This window comes from Streptomyces sp. NPDC056883 (assembly GCF_042788835.1).
GTDB lineage: Bacteria > Actinomycetota > Actinomycetes > Streptomycetales > Streptomycetaceae > Streptomyces > Streptomyces stoeckheimensis.
Genome location: NZ_JBHUBS010000004.1, coordinates 429290 through 454227 on the forward strand (window position 1 = coordinate 429290; position 24938 = coordinate 454227).

Sequence of the window (24938 nt, forward strand, 5' to 3'; positions counted from 1 at the left end):
CGGCTGGGACGAGGGGCCGGGGTGCGGGGTCCGGGGGCGGAGCCCCGGGAGCCTGGAGCGCAGCCGTCGCGCCGCTGGCTGCCGTGCCCACGGGGGCGCAGCCGCCGCGCCGCAGGCCGCCGCCACCCCCGGGGGTGAAGCCCGAAGGGGGGTGGGCCCATCGGGCCCACCCCCCTTCCCCGTTCAGCCCGCCGCAGGCGTCACGCGCTGAGCGGGAACTGCTCGCCCAGCTCGCGGAAGACCGCGCCGTTGTAGTCGAAGGCGCGCTTGCACTCGTCGATGATGCGCTGCTTCTCCAGATCGTCCGCGGCGATCGTGTCCAGCAGCTCGCGGTAGGTCCGCTTGAAGGCGGCCGGGTTGGAGATGTCCGCGAAGACGTAGAACCGCACGCCGTCGCCCTTGCGCTCGAAGCCCCAGGTCCGCTCCGCCTTGTCGCGGATGATCTGGCCGCCGGAGAGGTCGCCCAGGTAGCGGGTGTAGTGGTGGGCCACGTACCCGCCCGGCCAGGAGGCGGCGCACTCGGCCACGCGGGCCGCGTAGGCCTCGGTGGCGGGCAGCGCGACCAGGGTCTCGCGCCATGCGGGACCCCGCAGATGGGCCAGGTCCCGCTCGATCTCGGCGAGGCGCATCAGCTCGGGCTGTATGAACGGGCCGGCCACGGCGTCGTCCTTGAGGGCCTCCGCGGCGTCCTCCAAGGCCTTGTACACGAACCACAGCTGCTCGGTGTAACGCGTGTACGCGTCCACCCCGAGCCGGCCGCCGAGCAGGTCGCTCATGAACGTCGAGGTCTCTGCCTCGGTGTGCTGCTCGTGCGAGGCGACACGGATGACGGTGGAGAAGGCGTCCAAGGCGGACCTCCGAGAAATCGGAAGAAAAGGGGAGCCGGGCGTGGCGGCCGCGCCGCCACACCCGATCCTCCTACTTAGGCTTACCTAAGTCAATGTGTTCCCGACGCCTTGTCGGTAAAAACCTCCGCGAGCCGATTTCCTCGGTCCACCGTCGGGCCGGTGTCAGGGGAGCGTCAGGATCTCCGCCCCGGTGTCCGTGACCACCAGTGTGTGCTCGAACTGCGCGGTCCGCTTCCGGTCCTTCGTGACCACCGTCCAGCCGTCCTCCCACATGTCGTACTCGTGGGTGCCAAGGGTCAGCATCGGCTCGATGGTGAAGGTCATCCCGGGCTCGATGACGGTGGTGGCGTGCGGGCTGTCGTAGTGCGGGACGATCAGGCCGGAGTGGAAGGACGAGTTGATCCCGTGGCCGGTGAAGTCCCGGACGACGCCGTAGCCGAAGCGCTTCGCGTACGACTCGATGACCCGGCCGATGATGTTGATCTGCCGGCCCGGCCTGACGGCCTTGATGGCCCGGTTCAGGGCCTCGCGGGTGCGCTCCACGAGCAGCTGCGACTCCTCGTCCACGTTCCCGCACAGGTACGTGGCGTTGTTGTCGCCGTGCACCCCGCCGATGTACGCGGTCACGTCGAGGTTGACGATGTCGCCGTCCCGCAGGACGGTCGAGTCGGGGATCCCGTGGCAGATGACCTCGTTGAGCGAGGAACACAGGGACTTGGGGAAACCGCGGTAGCCCAGCGTCGAGGGATAGGCGCCGTGATCGCACATGTACTCGTGGGCGACCCGGTCCAGCTCGTCGGTGGTCACCCCCGGCGCGATCAGCTTGGCGGCCTCTTCCATCGCCTGGGCGGCGATCCGGCCGGCGATGCGCATGGCCTCGATGGTCTCGGGCGTCTGCACCTCCGGTCCGGTGTACGGAGTGGGCGCGGGCTTGCCCACGTACTCGGGCCGGCGGATGTTTCCGGGAACGGAACGGACGGGAGTGAGCTCGCCTGGTACGAGCAGCGACTGGCCAGACATACGAGCGAGTGTATCGAGCGGGTATGGGGCAGCATGGCGACAGAGAGAGGAGCCTGACGATGGCCCTGTTCAAGAAGCGCCAGGTGGGCAAACCGGGCGAGTGGTACTACTGCCTGGTCCACAAGAAGGTCGAGGAAGGCCCCGAGTGCCCGGCGAAGGACCGTTTCGGCCCCTACGAGACACCCGAAGAGGCGAACCACGCCATGGAGACGGCGCAGGAGCGCAATCTCGAATGGCAGAACGACCCCAAATGGAACGACAAGACGCGTGAGACCGAAGAGGGAACCGGCACTCCCTAGCCACCGGCTGGCTACCAGCGGCTGGGCGGCGGCGCGGCCAGCTGGTCGGCCAGCCGCGCCAGCCGGTCCCGGAACCGCTTGGGCCCGCGCTGCACCGGCAGGCTGTTCTCCCCGGCCGCCGCGCTGACCAGGTGCTGCACGGTGTCCAGGTCCAGCTCGGCGGCCCCGTCCGGTACGGACAGCACCTCGTGCGCGAGCATCCCGAGATCCGGGTCCCCGCCGTCCAGGGACAGTACGGTCGCCCCCGCGCGCCGGGCTCCGTGCACCCGCTCCAGCAGCCCGTCCCCGGGCTGCTCCGGAGCCACCACCAGCAGGGTGTGACCGCGCCGGGCCGCCTCCAGTCGGCTCAGGCCGACCGACAGGTGCGGGGCGTCACCGGGCAGCACCTGGTGGCGTACGAGCGTGGGCGCCAGCTCGGGCAGCCCCGACCAGGCGGCCTCGTCGACCAGGTGCGCCGCCAGGTGCCAGGGCTCGTACTGCTCGGTCCCGACCAGCAGCAGATTCCCGCCGGCCGGCACGACCGACCGGCGCAGCGTCCCGGCGAACCGGCGCGCGGCACCGGGCCACTCCGTACCGGCGAGCACCTCGCGCAGCAGCGCGACTCTCACGGCGTCCATATCGGCATCCTGCCGTATGGAAGGGACAAACGGGAGCCGTTCCCCCCATCTCCCACCCCACCTGCGCCCCGCCCCGCGCCTGCTTCGGCATGTCCGGCCCTTGCTCCGGCATCTCCGGCTTCCTCGGGCATCTCACAGCGTCCGCGCATTCGCCTCTGACGATCTCGCGGCTACCCTCGCCCCCATGACCTCCACAGACAGCACGCAGCAGCCCGCGCAGGCCCCCGCGAAGGCCCCCGCCAAGGACCCGTGGGACCTTCCCGACGTCTCCGGCCTCGTCGTAGGCGTCCTCGGCGGCACCGGCGACCAGGGCCGGGGCCTGGCCTACCGGCTCGCCCGGGCCGGCCAGAAGGTGATCATCGGATCCCGCGCCGCCGACCGCGCGCAGACCGCCGCCGACGAGCTCGGCCTCGGGGTGGAGGGCGCGGACAACGCCGAGTGCGCGCGCCGCAGCGACATCGTGATCATCGCGGTGCCGTGGGAGGGCCACGCCAAGACCCTGGAATCGCTGCGCGAGGACCTCGCCGGCAAGCTCGTGGTCGACTGCGTCAACCCGCTCGGCTTCGACAAGCAGGGCGCGTACGCCCTCCAGGTCGAAGAGGGCAGCGCGGCCCAGCAGGCCGCCGCCCTCCTGCCGGACTCCCGCGTCACGGCGGCCTTCCACCACCTCTCGGCGGTGCTCCTCCAGGACGAGTCGATCGACGAGATCGACACCGACGTCATGGTCCTCGGCGAGGTCCGCGCCGACACCGACATCGTGCAGGCCCTCGCCGGCCGGATCCCGGGCATGCGCGGCGTCTTCGCGGGCCGCCTGCGCAACGCCCACCAGGTCGAATCCCTGGTGGCCAACCTCATCTCCACCAACCGCCGCTACAAGGCCCACGCGGGCCTGCGCATCACGGACGTCTGACCCACCAGCCCCACCAGGGCTACCAGCCCCACCAGGGCCACCCGTCCGCCCGGCCCCTCGGGACCGGGCGGACCGGCCGGCCCCCTCAGCCGCGCCGCCCGCCGCGCCCTTCGAGGGGAGCCAGCTGCGCCACCACACCGTGGTAGAACCGCTCCACCGCATCGTCCACGCTGCGGATGAACCCGGACTCCGTGTTCCCCCGCGTGCTCCCCATCCCCTTCAGCAGCGACAGCCGGAACCCCACGACGGCGGAGCCGTCCGCGGGCAGCAGATCGCCCGGCTCGGGCCGCAGTCGCTCCAGCGTCCCGCGCGGCCCGCTCCCCGGTCCACCGCCCGGCCCTGTCTCCAAGAGGCTCTCCACGTGCAGGTCCGCCGGAGCCCCGTCGAGCAGCTTCAGCAGCCGCTTCACCATCACCAGCGGGTACGCGCCCTCCGGTGCCGGCACGTCCACGGACGTCCGCACCTTGGAGGTCCGGAGGTCGGCGCTCACCGCGATGACGCTGCTGGTCCCGTCGATGCGCAGCTCCGCGGAGAGCTTCCCGTCCGCGCACAGCCGGTCCGCCGACGCGACCCGCCGGGCCTGCGGATCACTGCCCCGCCGGGCCCGCTGCACCGGCAGCGCCTTCTGCCCGAGCTCTCCGCCGAGCCGCAGACAGACCTGCCGGATGAGCCGCTCCCAGCTCTCGACCACTTCCACGGTCCGGGCGTCCCCGAGGCCGAGGGTCTCGTCCTCGATGCCCTTGCGCACGGGCACCCAGGCTGCGCCCATGTTCTGGAAGCCGTGGCAGCCGGACTGCTCGTGCCGCAGGTACTCCAGCAGTTCCTGGAGGAGCCAGGCGTGCGCGGCGTTGCCCACGCCCTCGTGGCGGATCAGCAGCTGCGCCTGGTGGGCGACCTCGGCCCAGGACAGGTGCCAGAGGCTGACCTTGTGCTTGCGCCGGCCGTCGACCTTCACCTCCACCATGGGCCGGCCCTCCAGGGCCACGTCGTTGGAGAGGGTGATCACGGCCTCGTAGCCGCGGCGCGCGGCGATGTCCATGTACGCCTGGACCTGCTCCGCCTTGAGCGGGTTGCCGTTCGTCTTCGTCTCCACGAGCGCCGTCCACAGCTTGCCCGCGCGCTCCACCCGGATCACCCCGTCCGGGCGCCGCGGGGTGTCCCCGTGGGGGAGGGAGACCTCCGTGAAGGTCTGCATCCGGCCGGCGGGCGCACCAAACCCGGCGGTCAGGCGGCGGCCGAACTCCGGCACCTGCGCCATGACCGACAGCAGGACCGAGGTGGCGCGCACCTCCCGTTCCCGGTCGCTCTTGAGGGAGGGGACGGGGAACAGGCGGGCCTGGCTCCAGGACTCGTTCTCGGCGAGGGACTTCTTGGCCACCTTGGGCAGGGTGACCTTCTTCCTGGTCGTACGGGGACTACGGCCGCGGGTCTGCGCCGGTACGGCGGCGGGGGCTGCGGCCTCGGCGGGCGCGGGCCCGGCGGCGGGCCCGGCGAGAGGTTCGGCGACGGGCACGGCGGCCGGAGCCTCCGCCCCGGCGACGGCCGCTCCGGGGCCCTGCTCGGGTTCCGCCGGGGCGGCGGCCTCTGCCGGCCGCCCCTCACCCGCGAGCTCCGCTTCCTCCGCCCCCTCCGGTTCCTCGGGGCCCTCGGAGTCCTCCAGCACCGGGATGCCGAAGTCCGTGGCCAGCCCCGCGAGGCCGGTCTCGTACCCCTGGCCGACCGCGCGGAACTTCCACTCCTCGCCCCGCCGGTACAGCTCGCCGAAGATGAAGGCGGTCTCCACGCCCGCATCGTCGATGGAGAAGCCGACCAGCGGTTCCCCGGAGCGGTCCGCGACCGTCATCCGCAGGTCGTCGAGGTCCCCGAAGCGCGCGCCGGCGTACCGGCTGGCCGCCACGACGATCCGCGCGACCCCCTCCGGGACCGCCGTCAGGTCCACGCTGATGCGGTCCTCGTCGCCGTTGTCGGTCGGCACCTTGCCCAGCAGCTGCACGCTTCCGTCCGCGGCCGCCGGGTTGTTGTAGAAGTAGAAGTCGTTCTCGTCGCGGACCTTGCCGTTCTCGTCCAGCAGCAGCACCGACACGTCGGCGTCGCCGGCCCCCGAAGCGCTGCTCCAGCCCAGGCTCACGACGACCGCCCCGGCGTCCTCGCTGAGGGCGGTCAGGCTGACGTTCGCGCCCTTCGGGATCTCCTGCATGTCTTACCCCCGGTCCTTCCGCACCCCCGTGCGCGGTGCGTCTCGGGCGAACCGTAGCGGCGGGAGGAGGAAAAGATCACGGGATGGCGGAAATCAGCCGGACGGGAGCACGTCGGGGCATGGGGGACACTGGAGGGGCTTGAACCGCTTCAGTGTCTTCGAGGAGCCCCCACCATGCCCCGCCTTGCCGTGTTCGCCGTCGTTCTCTGCGTCCTCGCCGTGGCCGCCGCCGTGATCTCCTTCGTCGAGGGCAGCCTGCTCGGGATCGCGTGGGTGCTGATGGCGGGCCTCACCTCGAACATGGCGTGGTTCTACATCCGCAAGGCGAAGATCGAGAAGGCCGCGGCAGCAACCCGCACCGCGGGTTAGGCCCGTCTAGGACGCCTGGCAGAAGCCGTTGGTGTCCTGCCAGAACTGGTAGAGGTCCCGGCCGCAGTACGCCTCCAGCTCGCTCACGCCCAGGGCGGAGAGCACGCCGTACACCGCGTCGAAGAAGTACGCGTTGATCTCCGGGATCCACAGCAGCGCGAACACGGCCAGCAGGCCGAACGGCGCCAGCGGGGCCACCTCGCGGCGGATCCGGTGGGAGAGCCAGGGCTCGATGATGCCGTAGCCGTCCAGGCCCGGGACCGGCAGGAAGTTCAGGATCGCCGCCGACACCTGGAGCAGCGCCAGGAAGCCGAGCGCGAAACGGAACGGGATCGGGACCCCGTCCAGGGCGTTCAGCCAGAACGGAGCCGTGCAGACGGCCGCGAACGCGACGTTCGTCAGCGGGCCGGCCGCCGAGATGAGGCTGTGCCGCCACCGGCCCTCGATCCGGTCGCGCTCGATGTACACCGCACCGCCGGGAAGACCCAGACCGCCCATGATCACGAAGAGGACGGGCAGGATGATGCTGAGCAGTGCGTGCGTGTACTTGAGGGGATTCAGCGTCAGGTAGCCCTTCGCGCCGACGCTGAGGTCGCCGCTGTGCAGGGCGGTACGGGCGTGCGCGTACTCGTGCAGGCACAGGGAAACGATCCAGGCAGCCGTGACGAAGAGGAAGACGGCCAGCCCGGTGCTGGTCGAGTACCCCGTCCACACCGCCCACCCCGTGACCGCCATCACGGCGAAGATGCCGATGAACACCGGACTGATCCGCCGGTCGCCGCGGTCGTGACTGCGGGGGTGGCTACGGTTCTGACTGCCCTGGAAACCCATGCGGCGAACCTATCCCGGAGGCGGCGCCCGATGGGGCCCCGGGCCGGAGACAATGGGCCGGTGCGTTACGCGATGCTCGGCACCACCCAGGCCATCCGCGACGACGGGAGCACCGTACCCGTCGGCGGTGCGCGGCTGCGCGCGCTCCTGACCGCGCTCGCCCTGCGGCCGGGGCGGGCCGTACCCGCGGCCTCGCTGATCGAGGAGGTCTGGGACGGCGACCCGCCGGCGGACGGCCTCGCGGCGCTCCAGGCACTCGTGGGGCGGCTGCGGAGGGTGCTGGGGCGCGAGGCGGTGGGGTCCGGGGAGGGCGGCTACCGGCTCGTCGCCGACCGGGACGACATCGACCTGTACCGCTTCGAGCGGCTGACCCGGGCCGCGGCGCAGGCCTCCCCGGCGGAGGCGGCCGCCCTGTACGACGAGGCCCTGGCGCTGTGGCGGGGCGAGCCGCTGAGCTCCCTGCCGGGTTCCGGGCCGGAGGCCGCCCGCTGGGAGGCGCTACGGCTGGACGCGCGCCGGGGCCGCCTGGACGCGGCGCTGGCTCTGGGGGAGGCGGAGCGGGTCCTGCCGGAGCTGACCGCGCTGTGCGCGGGGCTGCCGCTGGACGAACCCCTGCAGGCCCTCCGCATCCGGGCGCTGCGCGACGCGGGCCGCCCGGCGGAGGCGCTGGCCGCTTACGACGAGGTCCGCCGGGAGCTGGCCACCCGCCTGGGCACCACCCCGGGGCCCACCCTCCGCACCCTCCACACGGCCCTGCTGACCCCCGCCCCGACGGCCGGATCCGGGCAGCTCCCCCCGGCGCCGAGCGGTCCGGCCCGGTCGGCGCCGACCACCGCAACCGGGCAGCCGGAGCCCCTCGCCGGGACCAATCGGACGGACCGGCACCCCAGTCCCCAACAGCCCGGACCCGGCCCTGAAGCGGGCCCCGGCCACCCCACCGAAACACCGACGGGCCGAGCAACCCCGGGCGACCCCGCCGCGCCCGCTGGGACCGCACCCGTCTCCGCCGGGACCACGCCGGTCCCTGCCGGGACGGCACCGGTCTCCGCCGGGACCACGCCGGTCCCCGCTGGGACGGCACCGGTCTCCGCCGGGACCACGCCGGTCCCCGCTGGGACGGCACCGGTCTCCGCCGGGACCACGCCGGTCCCTGCCGGGACGACACCGGTCTCCGCCGGGACCGCACCCGTCCCCGCTGGGACCACGCCGGTCCCCGCCGGGACGGCACCGGTCTCCGCCGCGCCCCCGCAAGGTCCCGCCGCCGTCCCGGCCGGTCCCGGCGTGCCCGCCGGGATGACGGGTGGCTCCGCCGCCCCGGCCGAGCCGCACCGGGCCCCCTCGGTGCCGTCCGGGGCTGGGATGCCGACCGGGGTCGGGACCTCGCCCGGGGCCGGCACCGGGACGGTGCCGGACGGGCCGGGTGCGGGCAATCTGCGGATGCGGCTGACCACCTTCGTCGGGCGGGAGGAGGACATCCGGGTCATCGGCGACGACCTCGCCCGGGCCCGGCTCGTCACCCTGCTCGGACCCGGCGGCGCCGGCAAGACCCGGCTGTCGCAGGAGGCCGCCGAGGCCCACGCACGGGCCGGCCGCGGCATGCGGGACGCACACACCGGCGCCCCCGGCGCCCCCGCCCCCGCCCCCGCCTGGGCCGACGGGGTGTGGTTCGTGGAGCTGGCTCCCGTGGACGATCCGGAGGACGTCGCCGAGGCCGTGCTCGCCGCGCTCGGGGCCCGGGAGACCAAGCTGCGCGGCGGTTCCGCCGAGGAGATGCGGGCGCTGACCGAGCGCGGGGACCACCCCCTGGACCGCCTCGCAGAGCATTGCGCGCGGCGCCGGATGCTGCTGATCCTCGACAACTGCGAGCACGTCGTCGTCGCCGCCGCCCGTCTCGCGGAGGAAGTGCTCGCGCGCTGCCCCGGCGTACAGATCCTGGCCACCAGCCGCGAACCCCTCGGCGTGCCGGGGGAGACCCTGCGCCCGGTGGACCCGCTGCCCGACCCCGTCGCGCTGCGGCTGCTCGACGACCGCGGGGCCGCCGCCCGGGCCGGGTTCACCGTGGACGAGGACCCGGCCGCCGCCGTGGAGATCTGCCGCCGGCTCGACGGGATGCCGCTCGCCATCGAGCTGGCCGCCGCCCGGCTGCGGCTGCTCACCCCCCGTCAGATCGCCGACCGGCTGGACGACCGGTTCCGGCTCCTGACCGGCGGTGCCCGCACCCATCTGCCCCGCCAGCAGACCCTGCGCGCGGTGGTCGACTGGTCCTGGGACCTGCTCGACGAGCCCGAACGGGCCGTCCTGCGCCGGCTGTCCGTCTTCGCCGGCGGCTGCGACCTCGACGCCGCCGAGGCCGTCTGCGCGGACGGGGGGTCCCTCGACCGGCTCGACGGCGCGGACGTCGCCGACCTGCTCGGATCCCTCGTGGACAAGTCCCTCGTCGTCGCCGCCCCCGACGGCGCCGCGGGCATGCGCTACCGCCTCCTGGAGACGGTCGGCGAGTACGCGGCCGACCGCCTCGCGGAGGCCGGCGAGGACCGCGCGGAGACCGAGCGCCGCCACCTCACCCACTACCGGGAACTCGCCCGCACCACCGAGCCGCTGCTGCGCGGCCACGGCCAGCGGGCCGCCGCCGACCGGCTCGCCACCGAGTACGAGAACCTGCGCACCGCCCTGCGCCGGGCGGTCGCCGCCAAGGACGTGGGCGAGGTCCTGTGCCTCCTGCACTCCCTCGTCTGGTACTGGCACATGCACGATCTGCGCGCCGAGACCCGCCACTGGGCCGGTGCCGCCGCCGCCCTCGGCCCGGACCCCTTCGCCGCGCCCGTGGTCCCCGCCCTGCCCGTCTACGAGCGGATCGTCGACACGCCCCCGCCGTACGAGGGCGAACTGCTCACCGAGGCCTGGCGCGGCATCCGGATGATGGTGCTGGCCTCCCGGGACCAGACCAGCGACGCCTGGTCCAGCCCGGAGGCCCGCGACCAGATCGACGGCATGATCGCCGCCTACAGCCCGGGACTGCCGCAGATCTGCCGTGCCCCCTCCGCCCTGTGGATCTACGCCGTCATGATCTGGGGGGACCCCGATCTGCTCCGCCGCGTGGCCGAGGAGACCGTGGAGACGGCCCGCGCCCTCGGCTACCGCTGGGAGCTGGCCTCCGCCCTCCAGCTCCGCGCCAACATCCTCGCCAACCGCGCGGACTGGGCCGGCAACGCCTCCCGGGACGCCGAGGAGAGCCTCGCCCTCTACGCCTCCCTCGGCGACGACTGGGGCTGCGCCGAAGCGCTCTCCGCCCGTGCCGAGACCCATGAGAAGCGCGGCCAGTACGCCCTGGCAGCCCAGGACTTCCGCGCCGCGATCGAATACGCCCGGCGGCTCGGGGCCGAGGCCCAGGTCACGGTGCTCCAGGTGCGGATGGCCGGAACCCTCGCCGAGGACGGCCTCCTGGAGGAGGCCGAGGAACTCCTCACGGGCCTGCTCGCCGGCACCATGCGCCAGTTCGGCAACGAGGCCCTGCCCGCCGCCCGGATGTTCCTCGCCACCGTCTACGGCCGCACCGGCCGCATCCCCGAGGCCCGCGTCCAGCTCCAGTACCTGCGCGACGAGTTCTCCTTCGGCGCGTTCGCCATCTTCGACGGCTTCCTGCTCGGCACGATGGCCTGGCTGGACAACGAGGAGGGCAAGTACGAGAACTCCCTCACCGTGCTCCGGCAGGCCATGGAGGCCGTACGGGACCCGCTCGCCCTGATGGTCGCCCCGCACCTCCCGGCCGCCTTCCTGGTGACCGGGGCGCGCTCCCTGGCCCGGCTCGGAGGCTCGGAGCGGGGGTACGACGCCGCGCGGCTGCTCGGCGCCTACCGCGCGCTGCTTCCGCCCGAGCACGTCCAGGTCGCCATCGAGCGGGCGGACGCCGAACTGGCCGAGCGCCTGCTCCGGGCGGCGCTCGGCGACGCCGCGTACGAGGCGGCGTACGCCGAAGGCGGCGGCCTCTCCCTGGAGGAGGCCACCGCCCTCATCTGACCCGGTTCCCCCGTCCGGGTCCGCCCGGGACGCGATCCGGAGCGGACCCGCCGGCGGATCAGGTCTTCTGGCGGAACTTCCGCACGGCGAGCGGCATGGTCACCAGCGTGATGCCGACCGACCAGGCCAGCGTGATCCACACGGAGTTGCCGAGCGGGGTCCCGTTGATCAGGGCGCGGGCCGCGTCGGCCAGGTTGGACAGCGGGTTGACGTCGGTGAAGCTCTGCAGCCAGCCGGGCATCGTCGTCGGCGGGGCGAAGATCGAGCTGCCGAACTGCAGCGGCATCAGGACCAGCATCGCCACGCCCTGGACCGCCTGGGGGGTCTTCATGGTGAGACCCAGCAGGATGAAGATCCACATCAGGGAGGCGCCGAAGACCGCCGACAGCCCGATGGACAGGAACAGGTCCAGTATCGAGCCCTTGATGGACAGGCCGAGCAGGAAGCCCATGCCGAGCAGGATCGCGATGGCGACCATCATCCGGCCGAGCTCGACCACGATCTTGGCGATGAGCACCGAGGAGCGGGCGATGGGCATGGACCGGAAGCGGTCCATCACGCCCTTCTTGAAGTCGTCGTTGACTCCGGTGCCCACACCCATGGCGATGTTCATGCCCATCATCGCCATCAGGCCCGGGACCACGTAGTTGACGTACTCGTCCTGGTTGCCCTTGCCGGAGATCGCGCCGCCGAAGACGAAGACGAACAGCAGCGTGAAGATGATCGGCATGAACAGGACGTCGAACATCGACTCCGGGTCCTGCTTGATCTGCAGGACGTTGCGCCGGGCCAGGGCGCCGATGTGGCGCAGGTTGCCCCGCAGGCCGATCCGGCCCTCGTCCGCGAGGACGGGCCCGCCGGCCGGGGCGGCCGAGGTGGGGCTGGGCTTAGTCGTGGTTACGGTGCTCATGCCGCGACCTCCTCGGTCTGCTGGTGGGGGATGGAGTCCTCGACGGTGGGCTTCTGTCCGGTGATGGACAGGAACACCTCGTCCAGGCTGGGCAGGTAGGTGCTGATGTCGGAGATCCCGTACCCGCGGGCCGCCAGCAGGCCCACCACGGCGGTCAGCTGCTCGTCGGCCAGGATCGGCACCAGCAGGGCGCCCTCGTCCGGGACGGCCTGGGAACCGGCGACCCCGTCCAGACCGGCCTCGGCCAGGGAGCGGGCCATGCCCGGCAGGTCGGACGGGTCGGTGGGGCGGATCCGCAGGGTCCGGCCGCCGACGCGGGCCTTCAGCTCGTCGACCTTGCCCTTGGCGATGACCTTGCCCTTGTCGATGACCGTCAGCTCGCTGGCGAGCTGCTCGGCCTCCTCCATGTACTGGGTGGTGAGCAGGACGGTGGCCCCCTCGGCGACCATCCGCTGCACCTCGTCCCACACCTCGTTGCGGGTGCGGGGGTCCAGACCGGTGGTCGGCTCGTCCAGGTACAGCACGGCCGGGCTGCCGATCATCGAGGCGGCCAGGTCGAGCCGGCGCCGCATGCCGCCCGAGTAGGTCATCACGGCCTTCTTGGCGGCGTCCGTGAGCGAGAACCGCTCCAGCAGCTCGTCCGCACGGTTGCGGGAGTCCTTGCGGGACAGGTCCAGCAGCCGGCCGATCATGTAGAGGTTCTCCCAGCCGGAGAGCTTCTCGTCGATCGAGGCGTACTGGCCGGTCAGGCCTATGGTCCGGCGCAGCTGCCGCGGCTGGCGGACCACGTCGAAGCCGGCGACCCGGGCGGTGCCGGCGTCGGGGGTGATCAGGGTGGAGAGGATGCGGACCAGGGTGGTCTTGCCCGCACCGTTGGGGCCGAGGACCCCGAGTACGGTTCCCTCGCGGACATCGAGGTCCACACCGTCGAGGGCTTTGGTCTCGCCGTAGTGCTTGACCAGCCCCCGGACCTCCACGGCGTTCGAGCCGTTCAGGGGATTCTTGTCGTTTCGCGTCATGTCCACCATGGGACCAGAGGCCACTGACAAAGCACCTACAGGCCACCTACAGGCCCGGACGGCCCGCCGACGGAACACCGACAGCCGGCCCGCAGAACACCGACGGCCCGCCCACGGAACACCGGCGGGTCCGTGGGCGGGCTGTCGGGGGGCCGTCGGAGGCCCGGTCGGACTAGTGGAAGGCGTGCGCTTCCTGCGGGAACGTTCCGCCGACCACGTCCTCGGCGAAGGCCTTCGCCGCGTCGCTCATGGTCGCCCGGAGGTTCGCGTACTGCTTGACGAACTTCGGCATCTTGCCGCCGGTCAGCCCCATCATGTCCGTCCACACCAGCACCTGCGCGTCGCACTCCGCACCCGCGCCGATGCCGACCGTCGGAATGTGCAGGGACCGGGTCACCTCGGCGGCCAGCTCGGCCGGGACCAGCTCCAGCACCACCGCGAAGGCGCCCGCGTCCTGCGCCGCCTTCGCGTCGCGCAGCAGCTGGTGGGCGGCCTCGTCGCCACGGCCCTGGACCCGGTAGCCCATGGCGTTCACGGACTGCGGGGTCAGGCCCAGGTGGGACATGACCGGGATGCCCGACTGCACGATCAGCTCGGTCTGGGCCAGCGAACGCTCGCCGCCCTCCAGCTTCACCGCTCCGACCCCGGCCTCCTTGACGAGCCGGGTGGCACTGCGCAGCGCCTGTACGGCACCTTCCTGGTAGGAGCCGAACGGCATGTCGCCGATGACCATGGCCCGCCTGGTGCCCCGTACGACGGCCGCCGAGAGCATGGTCATCTGGTCCATCGTCACCGGGACGGTGGTCTCGTAGCCGAGGTGACAGTTGCCCATCGAGTCGCCGACGAGGATGACCGGGATGCCGGCCTCGTCGAACACGGACGCCGTCATGGCGTCGTAGGCGGTGAGCATGGGCCACTTCTCGCCGCGTTCCTTGGCGAGGGTGAGGTCGCGGACGGTGATGCGCCGGGTGCCCGAGCCTCCGTACAGGGTGGGGGAGGAGGCTTCGCGGGCAGGCGAAACGGCATGCGTCATTGCAACTGCTCCTTGATGTTCATCTCGAGGCGCCCTTACGACGTCCCCGGACTCACCACCATGGTGGCACTCTCGGGGCCCGGGCGGGAAGTGGCACGGGCCACGCTTCCCCGCGACGGGCGCACCACGGCTCAATGTGCGCGTTTGGTGACAAGCGGAACTCAGGCCGCTGGACCGTTCGTCCTCCCGGACGTACGGCCGACACAATCGGCGCGGAACCCTCCGTATATCGCCTAGGGTCAAGAGGCGGGGACGGAGCGCGAGCACGGCAGCGAGGGCAGTGGCATGGCACAGGCGTACATGACGGAGACCGGGAGCGACGGCTCGGAGCCCGAGCCCTCCCGAGCGGGTCTCCGGCGCCGGCTGGCCGAGCTGCGGCGCGATCCGGGCATCTGGCGCCGCGGCATCGTGCTCGCCGCGTTCGCCGTGCTGATCTCGCTCGTCATGATCTTGCACGCCGAGCTGCCCAACGACATCGGCAACCTCGGCAGCCTCACCGAGACCTTCCTGCCCTGGCTGGGCCTGGCCGTCCCGGTGCTGTTCGCCGCCGCGCTCTTCCGCAAGTCCGCGACCGCGCTCATCGCGATACTGCTGACCGCCGCGGTCTGGGTGAACCTCTTCGGGGGCCTGGTCACCGACAAGGCACGGACCGGCGGCAACCTCACGGTCGCCACCCACAACGTCGACGCCGACAACGCCGACCCCGCCGGCACCGCCGCTTCCGTCGCCAAGGCCGGAGCCGACGTCCTGGCCCTGACCGAGCTCAAGGGCAGCGTCGTCCCCGTCTACGAGAAGGCCCTCGCGGGGACCTACAAGTACCACTCCGTCGAAGGCACCGTCGGGCTCTGGAGCAAGTACCCGCTGGTCTCCAGCCGGCCCGTCGACATCAAGATGGGCTGGACCCGGGCCATGCGCGCCACCGTCCACACCCCCTACGGAGAGGTGGCCGCCTTCGTGGCCCACCTCCCCTCGGTCCGCGTCAAGCTCAATGCCGGCTTCACCGCCAACCAGCGCGACAACAGCGCCGACGCCCTCGGCGCCGCGCTCGCCGCCGAACCGCTGCGCCGGGTCATCCTGCTCGGCGACCTCAACGGAACGGTCAACGACCGGGCCCTGTCCGAGGTCACCTCGCAGTTGCGTTCCACCCAGGGCGCGTCCGGCGACGGCTTCGGCTTCAGCTGGCCCGCGCAGTTCCCGATGGCCCGCATCGACCAGATCCTGGTCCGCGGGGTCACCCCCGAGGCCTCCTGGACCCTGCCCCGCACGGGCAGCGACCACCTGCCGATCGCCGCCCGCGTCACCGTGAAGCCGTAGGGGGCGCGGCGCGGGCGCTACGCCTGCTCGCGCCAGCCGTTCGTGATGGGCAGCCGGCGGTCCTTGCCGAAGCCCTTCGCGGAGATCTTCGTGCCCGGCGGGTACTGCCGGCGCTTGTACTCGGCGGTGTCCACCATCCGCAGGGTCTTCGCGACCAGCTCGGGGTCGTACCCCGCCGCGACGATCGCCTCCAGGCCCTGGTCGCGGTCCACGTACAGGGACAGGATCCCGTCGAGCACGGGGTAGTCCGGCAGTGAGTCCGTGTCCACCTGGCCCGGGCGCAGTTCGGCGCTCGGCGGCTTGACGATGGAGTTCTCCGGGATCGGCGGGGTCTCGCCGCGCTCGGCCGCCGCCCGGTTGCGGTACTCGGCGAGGCGGAAGACGTCCGTCTTGTAGACGTCCTTGATCGGGCCGTACGCGCCCACCGAGTCCCCGTACAGGGTGGAGTAGCCGACGGCCAGCTCCGACTTGTTGCCCGGGGCCAGCACGATGTGGCCCTCCTGGTTGGAGAGCGCCATCAGCAGGGTGCCGCGCAGCCGGGACTGGAGGTTCTCCTCGGCGAGCCCGGACAGGCCCAGCGCGCCCATGTAGGCGTCGAACATCGGCTCGATCGACACGGTCCGGAAGTTCAGGCCGGTCCGGGTCGCCAGCTCGGCCGCGTCGCCCCTGGAGTGATCCGAGGAGTACTTGGACGGCATCGAGACGCCGTACACGTTCTGCGCGCCGATCGCGTCGCAGGCGATCGCGGCGACGAGGGCGGAGTCGATGCCCCCGGAGAGGCCGATCAGGACCGAACGGAACCCGTTCTTCCGCACGTACGCGCGCAGACCCACGACCAGCGCGTCGTAGATCTCCTCGTCGTCGTCCAGCCGGTCGGCGTAGCCGCCCGTCACGACCGGCTCGTACGGCTCCACCGGCTCCTCGGTGAGGATCACGCGGTCGATGCGCAGGCCGTCGTCCACGGTGCCCTCGACGGGGGTGTCCGAGGCCGCGGGCAGGTCCAGGTCGACCAGGACGCAGCCCTCGGAGAACTGCGGGGCGCGCGCGATGACCTCGCCGGCGGAGTCGACGACGATCGAGTCCCCGTCGAACACGAGCTCGTCCTGGCCGCCGATCATCGCCAGGTAGGCGAGGGTGCAGCCGGCCTCCTGGGCGCGCTTGCGCACCAGCTCCAGCCGGAGGTCGTCCTTGTTGCGCTCGTACGGGGACGCGTTGATCGAGATCAGCAGCCCGGCCCTGGCGGAGCGGGTGGCGGGGACGCGCCCGCCCTCCTGCCAGAGGTCCTCGCAGATGGCCAGGGCCACGTCCACGCCCCGCACCCGGATCACCGGCTGGGTGTCGCCCGGCACGAAGTACCGGAACTCGTCGAAGACGCCGTAGTTGGGGAGGTGGTGCTTGCCGAAGCGCAGGACGACCTGCCCGCCGTACAGCACGGCGGCCGCGTTCTCCGGGGACCCCGCCGGGCGGCCGAGCCGGGGCGCGGCCTTCTCCGTACGGTCGAGGTAGCCGACGACGACCGGGAGGTCTCCGAAGCCCTCGGCCGCCAGGCGCCGCGCGAGCTCGAGCAGCGCCGTACGGGAGGCCTCGACGAAGGAGCCGCGCAGGGCGAGGTCCTCGACGGGGTACCCGGTCAGCACCATCTCCGGAAACGCCACCAGGTGGGCGCCCTGTTCGGCGGAGTGCCGGGTCCAGTGGACGACCGAGTCGGCGTTGGCGGCGATGTTGCCGACCTGCGAGTCGATCTGATTCAGAGCGAGGCGTAGTTGAGGCACGCGGCCCAGTCTAATCGTCTTTCTGACGCGATGTCCTGGGAGTTGCCCGAGTCGCCGTGTCCGGGCGGGGTTCCGAGGCCGCCCGGAGCCGCCGGTTCAGCCGATCGGGCCGCTCCAGATCGCGTCGTCGTACTTGGTGCCGGGCGCGATCTCGAAGTGCAGGCTCTTGGTGCCCTCGGGCACGACGAAGGCGAAGGTGCCGGTCATCGACTCGCCGGCCATGACCGAGCCCTTGAACATCTTCGGCACGGAGCCGTCGAAGGCCATCTCGGCCTCGGTGCCCTGGTCGTCGCGGGCGTGCGGCAGGGCCAGGCTGACGTCGAGCGCGGCCCCCGAGTTGTTGACGATCTTCACCGTCACCTTGACCGCGTTGCCGTTGCGGGCCGAGGGCGGGTAGGCCGTCGAGGACGGCTTGTACGGGGTCGCGCCCTGCACGGTGACCTGGACCCCGTCCTCGTAGGTGTAGGGCTTGCCCCAGGCCAGGGCCGAGGTCTTGCCCGGGACGTCGGAGGGCGAGGGCTTGGGGGTCGGGCTCGCGGGGGCGCTCGGGGTGCGGGGCTCGTAGTCGTCGTCGTAGCCGTAGTCGTACTCGTCGTCCGAGCGGTTGGCGGCGACGTTCCTGTCGATCCTGTCGAAGACGGCCGTGGTGATGAACCAGCCGCCGACGGAAGCACCGAGGGCGAGGACGCTCAGGGCGGTGCCGACCGCGGCCAGCGCGGCGCGGGGGGCGCCGCGGCGGGACTTGAGGACGGCGGCGATGCCGACGCCGACGCCGGTCACCGCGAGGAGGGCGCCGGCCCAGAAGAAGAAGGGGACGAGTCCGACGAAGATGCCGAACAGTCCGAGGAGCAGGGCGGCGACGGCCAGGCCGTTCGAGGCGGGCGGGGGCTCCGGGAAGCCGGGCGCCTGCGGGCCGCCGGGGAAACCGCCGGCAGGGCCGCCGGCGGGCGTCGCCCAGGGGTTGCCGGGCGCGGGGGCGCCGTACGGGGCGCCGGGCGCGCCGTACGGGGCTCCCCACGCGTGCGCCGGGGGCGCGGCGGCGGCCGCCGGGGCGGGGGTGACCGGGGCGAAGGAACCGGGGACGGCGTCCGCGGGGACGGAGTCGGTGGACTCGGCGTCCGCCGGGGCGGTGCCTGCGGGGGCGGTGCCCGTGGGCACGGTGCTTGCGGGGACAGAGTCCGCCGGAGTGGTGCTTGCGGGGACGTCGACAGTGGGCTCGGCGTCAGTGGGTTCGGCGTCCGCGGGGACGGTGTCCGCCGGGGTGGTGCCTGTGGGCTCGGCGTCCGTGGGTTCGGCCGGGTCGGCTGCCGGGGCCGGGGGCAGGGGTGGTGTCGCGGCCTGAGCCTTGTCGAGGGACAGGGGCTGCGCGGGTGCCTGTGCCGGTATGGGAGCCGCCTCGGATGCGGGGGCGCCCGTGGGCTCCGTCGGCGGGCCGGACGGGGTGCTGGGCGGGTTCGGCGGGGTGCTCATACCGGCGGGAAATCCTTCAGATCGCGATCGGCGCGGGACGATCACCAGCCTGTCATGGAATTCGGCCTCCCTGCCGGGCATTTCGGCCCCGCCCGGGCACCCCCGGCCGGGCCGCCGGCGCGCGGAACGCGGCGCGTCGGCAGCCCGGTCCGGCCTAGCGCAGGTAGCCCAGCACGGTCATCATCCCGGCCTCCGCGTGGTAGACGTTGTGGCAATGCACCATCCACAGACCGGGATTGTCGGCGTCGAAGTCCACCGTCAGCTGCCCGTTCGGCAGGACCACCGCGGTGTCCTTGCGGGCCCCGCCCGGCCGGCCGCCGAGGGCGAAGGTGTGCCCGTGCAGGTGGAGCGGGTGCCACATCGTCGTGGAGTTGTCGAACTCCAGCCGGACCCGTTCCCCCGCCTTCACCGGGTGCCGCTGGTCCGGGGCGTACGGCTTGCCGTCGAAGGCCCAGTCGTACGCCGCCATCCCGCCGGTCAGCTTGATCCGCACCGTGCGGTCCGGTTCGCGCGCGGCCAGGGCCACCGGCTCCGCCGCCTTCAGGGCGTCCGCCGTCAGCGGCCGCCCGGACAGCTCGGCGGGCCGGGTCGCGGCGGTCGGCGCCGCCCCCGCACCGGTGCGCAGCACCGCGAGCGCCGAGGCGGCGTCCCCCTTGCCCTCGGCGAGTGCGGTCAGCGGGAACACCCCGTCGCCCGCCGTCACCAGGACGTCGTAGCGCTCGCCCATGCCCAGCAGCAGTGAGCGGGCGGCCGCGTGCTCGACGGGGAAGCCGTCGGTGTGGGTGACCGTGAACTCGTGGCCGCCCAGGGCGATCCGGAAGGCGGTGTCCCCGCCCGCGTTGATGATCCGGAGCCGGATCCGGTCGCCCGGGCGGGCGGTGAAGACCGAGGGGTCCTCGGGGGTGCGGCCGTTGACCAGGTAGTGCGGGTACGCGACATCGCCCGCGTCCTTGCCGAGGACCTCGCTGACCCCGCCCATGAGGACCCGGGAGGGGCCGCCGCTCGCGGCGGGCGCGGGCGTGCCCGCGGAGCCGGAGCCGGAGCCGGAGCCGGAGCCGGAGCCGTGGCCCGAGTGGCCGCCGCCGCCCGGGCTCGTGTTCATGCCCTTGCGGAGTTCGCCGAGCACGGCGTCGGGGGTGGAGCCGTCCACCCCGTCGAGCCAGTCGTCGAGTACGACCACCCACTCCCTGTCGTAGGAGAGGGGCTCCTTGGGGTCCTCGACGATGAGCGGCGCGTACAGCCCGCGGTCCTGCTGCACCCCGGAGTGCGGGTGGAACCAGTACGTCCCGGGGTGCGGGACGGCGAACTCGTACGTGAACGAGCCGCCCGGTGCGATGTCCCGCTGGGTCAGCCCCGGTACCCCGTCCATGTCGTTGCGCAGCGCCAGGCCGTGCCAGTGCAGGGAGGTGGCTTCGGGGAGGTGGTTGGCCAGGGTCAGGGCGAGGGTGCCGCCCGCGGTGACCCGGACCTCCTGGCCGGGGAGCTTGTCCCCGTACGCCCACGAGCGGACGGAGCGGCCGGCGCCGAGGTCGAGCGGGGTGGCGGTGGCCGTCAGCCGGACCTCGGTGAGCGGGCCGGTGGCCTTGCGGGCGGCCTCGGCGGCCCGCACCTCGGCGCCGGCCGGGTCCACGTAGCCGCCGGGGGCGGGGGAGGAGGCCCCCTTGCCCGTGGCGCCCCCGCCGTGGTCCATGCCGGCCATGCCGGAGCCGCCCGAGCAGGCGGCGAGCAGCCCCGAGCCGGCGAGGGCGGCGCCGGCGCCGAGGACGGCGCGGCGGGAGGGGGAGGGAGAAGCGGAAGAGCGCATGGTGGAACACCTCGTGATGGTGTGAGGCAGGCAGGTGGGCACCGTCTGCCGCCGCCCCGGAGGCATGCGGGGGCGACGACGGAGCCCGGCCTATACGCGCAGCACCGCCAGCAGGGTGAGGAGTTCGCGGGGTGGCGGCGGGTCCGGGCCGCCGGACCGGCCCGGCGCACGTGCCGCACCCCCGAGCGGCGCGGCACGGCGCGGGCCGGCCAGTCCGGCTCCGAGGACCAGCAGGACGAGGGCGCCGAGTACGGCGAGACACACGGACATGGGATCCATGCCGGTGTGCTGCGGGCGCGGAGCCTCGAGGGTGGCGGTGGCCATGCCGGCGGTGGCCATGCCGGCGGCGGCGGCCGGGGCCGCCATGTCCGGCATCGCCCCGACCGGTCGGACGCCGTGCGCCTCCCCGGACGGCGTATGGCCGGCTCCGGGAACGAAACGGACCGACGGCACGTCCTCCATGGCGTGGGCCCGCGTCGGATGGCCCAGCGTGTGCATGCCCGCGATGCCGAGCAGCAGCGCGGCGAACAGCAGCAGCCGGGGCCACCGGACTGCTGGCCGCTGCGGGTGCGAGGCTGGGCGGGTCATGGGCAGAACCCTACCCGGGGTGGGTATCCGATCGGAGGACCGGGCCCGGCCGCGTTTAGGATTAGTCGCACTATGTCCACAAAAGACCCGAAGTCCGTGACCAGCCCCTCCGCGGAGACGGGTCCCGCCCCCACGGCCGGGCCCGGTGCCCGCTCCGTGGCCTGCCTCGTCGGGCTCGGCGCCGCCGCCTACACCGCGTGGGTCCTCGAAGTCGTCCTCTCCACGGGCCTCAACCCCATCGAGACGTACGTCAGCGAGCTCGCGGCCCAGGACCAGCCGCTCGGCGGCCTGTTCCGGGCCACCGACTTCACCGCCGGCCTCCTCGTCCTCCTCGGCGGCTTCCTGGCCCTGGTCCGCCTCGCACGACGCGTCGAAGCCCGCCGCCCCTGGTCCGTCGCCGGCTGGTCGGGGGTCACCCTCTTCGGCGCCGCCACCGCGGCGGACGCCTGGCTGCCGCTGAGCTGCACGCCGACCGTGGACCCCGAATGCGCGGCGCGGGAGACCGCCGGGCTGGTCCCCGCCACCCATCAGGCGCACGCCGTCAGCAGCAGTCTCGCCATGACGGGAGCGCTGGTCGGGATCGTGGCCCTCACGCTCGCCGCCCGCCGCTACGGCCGTCTCGCCCCGCTCGCGCGGTTCGGGCCCCTGCTCGTCGTGCTCGAACTGCTCGCCACCGCCTGGACCCTGGTCTCCATCGCCCTGTTCACCGCCGGGCACGGCACCTGGGCGCTCGGCGCCGGACAGCGGCTCCAGGTGCTGTTCGTGGCCGTCTGGCTGGGGCTGCTCGCGTACTCCGTCCACCGGGAACGCCGTACATGAGCGGAAGCGGAAGCGGACCCGGGAGGTTCGTACGCCTCCCCGACGGGGTGGCGCTGCACGTCCTCGTGGAGGGCTCCGGCCCCCCGGTCGTCCTCAGCGCCGGGCTCGCCATGGCCTGGTTCGACTGGGATCCCGTGGCGGAGCTGCTCGTCGCCGCCGGCCGTACCGTCGTCCGCTTCGACCGTCCCGGGCACGGGCTGAGCGCCCCCGCCGTGCGTGCGCCGTCCGCCGCCGGGGAGGCGCACCGGATCGCCGGGCTGCTGGACGCGCTCGGTCTGGGCGCCGAGCGCGTCACCGTGGCCGGGCACTCCATCGCCGCCTTCCACGCCGAAGCCTTCGCCCGGCTGTACCCGGGGCGCACCGCCGCCGTGGTGCTGGTCGACGGCAGCGTGGAGGAGCGGCCCCGTACGGCCCTGCCCGCAGGGGTGCGCACCGGCGTCGCCCGGGTGCTCGGCCGGGCCGTGACCGCCGCGGGGCTGCCCGCCGCGCTGGGCCCCCGGGCCCGGCGGACCGCCGTACGGGCATCCCGCGCGGGCGGTGCGGACGACCCGGCCGCGCAGGACCTCGTACGCCGCTGCTACCGGACCGGCCGGGTCTGGCGCGGGGCCCTGCTGGAGAACGCCGCCTACCCCGACACGGCCGCCGAGGTGCTGGCGCTGCGCGCGGAGCTGCCGCTGACCGTGCCCGCCACCGTCCTGGCCGGCCACGACCCCGGCGCGCACCGCCCGGACCTGCGCTGGCTGGGCCGCCAGGCGGCGCTGGCCGACGCCCTGGGAGCCCGGTTCGAGGTCGCGGAGCCGGCCGGACACCTGGTCATGCTGGACCGCCCGCACCACGTGGCGCGGGCGGTCCTGTACGCGGAGGCTCCGTCGACTCCGGGGACGGCCTGGGCCGTCTAGCGGCGGGCGTAGACCTTCTCGGCCCAGCCGGCTATCTGCTCCTCCGACAGGTGCTTGGCCAGGTCGGCCTCGCTGATCATGCCGACCAGCCGCTTGTTGTCGATGACGGGGAGCCGGCGGATCTGGTGGCTCTGCATCTCCTCCAGCACCTCGGAGACGTCCGCGCCGGCGTCGATCCAGCGCGGGGTGCCCTGGGCCATGTCGCCGGCCGTGATCTTCGACGGGTCGTGCCCCTTGGCCACACAGCCGACGACGATGTCGCGGTCGGTCAGGATGCCGCAGAGCCGTTCGTTGGAGTCGCTGATGGGCAGCGCGCCCACGTTGAGCCGGCTCATCAGCTGAGCGGCCCGGTCCAGGGTTTCGGTGGCGGGGATCCACTGGGCCCCGGGGTGCATGATCTCTCCGGCGGTGGTCATCGCGTAAACCTCCTGAGCACGCCGTAGCGGCCGGGCGCGGGTGCGCCGGCCTCGGCGTCCTCATCCTCATTCGCCCGTTCGGCCCCCGCGACTCCACACGGGTGAGAGGGGGGCCGAACGGGTGAGGAAGTGGATGCGGCTGAGAGGTGGGGGGAACCCTGCGGGGCGGAGTCCCCTACCCGCCCTTCGCCCATCCCCCAGACTCCGTCCGGGGGGACCCCCAGCCGGGGCTGTGCCCCGGACCCCCTGGGGCTCCGCCCCAGACCCCGGTCCTCAAACGCCGGACGGCTGACTAGCCGTCGGCCCGCACGTGAACGCCGGCGGGGCTGGAAAATCCAGCCCCGCCGGCGTTTGAGGCGCGGGGGTCCGGGGGGCGGAGCCCCCAGGCGACGGTGCCGCACGTGGACGACGGGTTACTCCGCGGCCAGCGGATCCGCTCCGCGCTGCTTCAGCATGTCGGCCATCAGCTGGAGCTCCGACTGCTGGGCCTCGACCATGCCCTGGGCGAGCGCCCGCTCGGCCGGGTTCCCGCACGCGTCGGCACAGCCCTGGGCCATGGCGACGCCGCCCTTGTGGTGCTCGGTCATCAGCCGCAGGTAGAGCACCTCGGCGTCCCGGCCTTCGGCGGAGCCCAGCCGTGCCAGGTCCTCCTTGGTGGCCATGCCGGGCATCAGCGCGCCGGGCTTGGTGGCGGCCCCGGCCCCGCCCATGGCATGACCCTCCATGCCGTGCGCGGCGCCGCCGGCCCCCATCCAGGACATCGGCGGCTCGTCGGCCACCACCTTCGGCAGGCCCCACATGTCCAGCCAGCCCAGCAGCATGCCGCGCTGGTTGGCCTGGGTGTTGGCGATGTCGTAGGCGAGGACGCGCACCGGCTCGTCCTTGGTGCGGTCGCGCACGACGAAGGACATCTCCACCGCCTGCTGGTGGTGCACCGCCATGTCCCGGGCGAAGCCCGCGTCGGCGGAGTAGAGCCCCGGCGTACGGGAGGCCTCGGGAGTGGAATCGGCTCCCCCCGCGGTGGCGACCGTGGCCCCCACCGCGAAGAGCAGCGCCAGGCCCACGGCCGTGCCCGCGGCCCAGTACGTACGGGTCACGGAACCCTTGCCGGCCGTACGGGTCACTTGTCGGCCAGCCCGTTCGTGCAGGCCGCGCCCGGCTCCGGGGTCTGCGGGCCCTGCACGTACTTGGTGAGGAAGGTGGCCACCCGGGCGTCGTCCGCGCTGTCCACGGTCAGCTGCTTGCCCCACGCGCTGAGCATGATCGTGCCGGACTGCTCCTTGACGGGGCTCATCAGCGTGTACGGACGCTTGGCCACGGTCGTGGCGAGCTTCTCGACGTCGGCCGCCGCGGCCTTCTCGTTGTACGTCACCCACACGGCGCCGTGCTCCAGCGAGTGGACGGCGTTGATCTCGGGAACCGGGTTCTTGTAGACGTCGCCGTTGCAGTTCATCCAGCGGGGGTTGTGGTCCCCGCCGACCGGCGGGGTCATCTCGTACTTCACCGGGGTCTCGACGTGCTTGCGGCCGAGGTTCTTGGCGTCCCAGGTCTGCTCGCCGGCGACCGGAGCCTTGAGCTTGGCCTCGTCGGCTTCCTTCTTGTTCTGCTGGTCGATCATCACCCATGCGCCGAAGCCGATGAGCGCGGTGACGATGGCGGCCGACGCGGTGATCGCGACGGCCTTGTTGCGCCGGTCGCGCGACTGGTCGGCGCGGCGCATCTCGGCTATCCGCGCCTGGCGGGAGTTGTTGGTTTCGGACTTCCTGCTGGCCATGGCCCTGAATCC

General features: G+C 73.1%; 22 protein-coding genes. 7 read left to right on the top strand and 15 right to left on the bottom strand.

Translation table 11 applies throughout. From position 1 onward, the window contains the following. Window positions 1-200 precede the first annotated feature (200 nt). Together ACFRU2_RS13880 and map are read right to left on the bottom strand one after the other, a co-directional pair. Window positions 201-848, bottom strand: coding sequence for a biliverdin-producing heme oxygenase (locus tag ACFRU2_RS13880; protein WP_351375793.1), 648 nt, complete (start codon window positions 846-848; stop codon window positions 201-203). Between the two features lie 162 nt (window positions 849-1010). Continuing rightward, window positions 1011-1868 (bottom strand): type I methionyl aminopeptidase, encoded by an 858-nt coding sequence (gene map / locus ACFRU2_RS13885; protein WP_382971654.1) that lies wholly within the window; start codon window positions 1866-1868, stop codon window positions 1011-1013. 59 nt (window positions 1869-1927) lie between these two features. On the opposite strand from map, the gene ACFRU2_RS13890 reads away from it, so the two are divergent. Beyond that, on the top strand, window positions 1928-2167 hold the full coding sequence (locus tag ACFRU2_RS13890) for a hypothetical protein (RefSeq protein WP_382971656.1): 240 nt from the start codon (window positions 1928-1930) through the stop codon (window positions 2165-2167). 11 nt (window positions 2168-2178) lie between these two features. Here the strand turns inward: ACFRU2_RS13890 and ACFRU2_RS13895 are convergent, their stop codons facing one another. Next, entirely contained in the window at window positions 2179-2784 is a 606-nt protein-coding gene (locus ACFRU2_RS13895) for a hypothetical protein (RefSeq protein ID WP_382971658.1), read from the bottom strand. Between the two features lie 184 nt (window positions 2785-2968). On the opposite strand from ACFRU2_RS13895, the gene npdG reads away from it, so the two are divergent. Then, a complete protein-coding gene (gene npdG, locus ACFRU2_RS13900) occupies window positions 2969-3694 on the top strand; it encodes an NADPH-dependent F420 reductase (protein WP_382971660.1) in 726 nt (241 codons plus the stop codon). 85 nt (window positions 3695-3779) lie between these two features. Here npdG and ACFRU2_RS13905 read toward each other — a convergent pair whose 3' ends face one another. Then, a complete protein-coding gene (locus ACFRU2_RS13905) occupies window positions 3780-5891 on the bottom strand; it encodes a TerD family protein (protein ID WP_382971662.1) in 2112 nt (703 codons plus the stop codon). A gap of 174 nt (window positions 5892-6065) precedes the next feature. Between ACFRU2_RS13905 and ACFRU2_RS13910 the strand changes: the two genes are divergently transcribed. Then, window positions 6066-6260, top strand: coding sequence for a hypothetical protein (locus tag ACFRU2_RS13910; RefSeq protein WP_382971664.1), 195 nt, complete (start codon window positions 6066-6068; stop codon window positions 6258-6260). Between the two features lie 6 nt (window positions 6261-6266). Here the strand turns inward: ACFRU2_RS13910 and ACFRU2_RS13915 are convergent, their stop codons facing one another. After that, complete coding sequence (locus tag ACFRU2_RS13915) at window positions 6267-7091, bottom strand: site-2 protease family protein (protein WP_382971666.1); 825 nt, start codon at window positions 7089-7091, stop codon at window positions 6267-6269. Window positions 7092-7121: 30 nt separating this feature from the next. Between ACFRU2_RS13915 and ACFRU2_RS13920 the strand changes: the two genes are divergently transcribed. After that, the gene (locus ACFRU2_RS13920) at window positions 7122-11108 is read left to right on the top strand and encodes a BTAD domain-containing putative transcriptional regulator (RefSeq protein ID WP_382971668.1); all 3987 of its coding nucleotides are present in this window, start codon (window positions 7122-7124) and stop codon (window positions 11106-11108) included. 58 nt (window positions 11109-11166) lie between these two features. Here the strand turns inward: ACFRU2_RS13920 and ACFRU2_RS13925 are convergent, their stop codons facing one another. The 3 genes from ACFRU2_RS13925 to panB all read right to left on the bottom strand — a co-directional run bounded on the left by ACFRU2_RS13925 (window position 11167) and on the right by panB (window position 14070). After that, complete coding sequence (locus ACFRU2_RS13925; RefSeq protein ID WP_382971670.1) at window positions 11167-12018, bottom strand: ABC transporter permease; 852 nt, start codon at window positions 12016-12018, stop codon at window positions 11167-11169. Further along, window positions 12015-13046: an ATP-binding cassette domain-containing protein gene (locus ACFRU2_RS13930; protein ID WP_382971912.1), complete on the bottom strand. Its 1032-nt coding sequence runs from the start codon at window positions 13044-13046 to the stop codon at window positions 12015-12017. Before ACFRU2_RS13930 ends, ACFRU2_RS13925 begins: the two co-directional genes overlap by 4 nt. Before the next feature lie 163 nt (window positions 13047-13209). Then, window positions 13210-14070, bottom strand: a complete 861-nt coding sequence (gene panB / locus ACFRU2_RS13935) for a 3-methyl-2-oxobutanoate hydroxymethyltransferase (RefSeq protein ID WP_382971672.1) — start codon at window positions 14068-14070, stop codon at window positions 13210-13212. A gap of 285 nt (window positions 14071-14355) precedes the next feature. Between panB and ACFRU2_RS13940 the strand changes: the two genes are divergently transcribed. Beyond that, window positions 14356-15384, top strand: a complete 1029-nt coding sequence (locus ACFRU2_RS13940) for an endonuclease/exonuclease/phosphatase family protein (RefSeq protein ID WP_382971674.1) — start codon at window positions 14356-14358, stop codon at window positions 15382-15384. Window positions 15385-15401: 17 nt separating this feature from the next. Here the strand turns inward: ACFRU2_RS13940 and ACFRU2_RS13945 are convergent, their stop codons facing one another. The 4 genes from ACFRU2_RS13945 to ACFRU2_RS13960 form a co-directional block, all read right to left on the bottom strand. Beyond that, window positions 15402-17156: an NAD+ synthase gene (locus ACFRU2_RS13945; protein WP_382971676.1), complete on the bottom strand. Its 1755-nt coding sequence runs from the start codon at window positions 17154-17156 to the stop codon at window positions 15402-15404. Between the two features lie 96 nt (window positions 17157-17252). After that, window positions 17253-18626, bottom strand: a complete 1374-nt coding sequence (locus tag ACFRU2_RS13950) for a DUF4352 domain-containing protein (RefSeq protein ID WP_382971678.1) — start codon at window positions 18624-18626, stop codon at window positions 17253-17255. Window positions 18627-18780: 154 nt separating this feature from the next. Next, complete coding sequence (locus ACFRU2_RS13955; protein ID WP_382971680.1) at window positions 18781-20430, bottom strand: multicopper oxidase family protein; 1650 nt, start codon at window positions 20428-20430, stop codon at window positions 18781-18783. Window positions 20431-20520: 90 nt separating this feature from the next. Beyond that, the gene (locus ACFRU2_RS13960; RefSeq protein ID WP_382971681.1) at window positions 20521-21018 is read right to left on the bottom strand and encodes a hypothetical protein; all 498 of its coding nucleotides are present in this window, start codon (window positions 21016-21018) and stop codon (window positions 20521-20523) included. A gap of 72 nt (window positions 21019-21090) precedes the next feature. Between ACFRU2_RS13960 and ACFRU2_RS13965 the strand changes: the two genes are divergently transcribed. Next, window positions 21091-21837 carry a DUF998 domain-containing protein gene (locus tag ACFRU2_RS13965; RefSeq protein ID WP_382971683.1) on the top strand — a complete coding sequence of 249 codons (747 nt, stop codon included), beginning with the start codon at window positions 21091-21093 and terminating at the stop codon, window positions 21835-21837. After that, window positions 21834-22736, top strand: coding sequence for an alpha/beta fold hydrolase (locus tag ACFRU2_RS13970; protein ID WP_382971685.1), 903 nt, complete (start codon window positions 21834-21836; stop codon window positions 22734-22736). Before ACFRU2_RS13965 ends, ACFRU2_RS13970 begins: the two co-directional genes overlap by 4 nt. Here the strand turns inward: ACFRU2_RS13970 and ACFRU2_RS13975 are convergent. From ACFRU2_RS13975 to ACFRU2_RS13985, 3 genes are all read right to left on the bottom strand, one after another. Next, complete coding sequence (locus ACFRU2_RS13975; RefSeq protein ID WP_382971687.1) at window positions 22733-23152, bottom strand: CBS domain-containing protein; 420 nt, start codon at window positions 23150-23152, stop codon at window positions 22733-22735. The genes ACFRU2_RS13970 and ACFRU2_RS13975 overlap by 4 nt on opposite strands. A gap of 413 nt (window positions 23153-23565) precedes the next feature. After that, window positions 23566-24276, bottom strand: a complete 711-nt coding sequence (locus tag ACFRU2_RS13980) for a DUF305 domain-containing protein (RefSeq protein WP_382971689.1) — start codon at window positions 24274-24276, stop codon at window positions 23566-23568. Next, on the bottom strand, window positions 24273-24926 hold the full coding sequence (locus ACFRU2_RS13985; protein ID WP_382971691.1) for a DUF3105 domain-containing protein: 654 nt from the start codon (window positions 24924-24926) through the stop codon (window positions 24273-24275). Before ACFRU2_RS13985 ends, ACFRU2_RS13980 begins: the two co-directional genes overlap by 4 nt. Window positions 24927-24938: the final 12 nt, after the last annotated feature.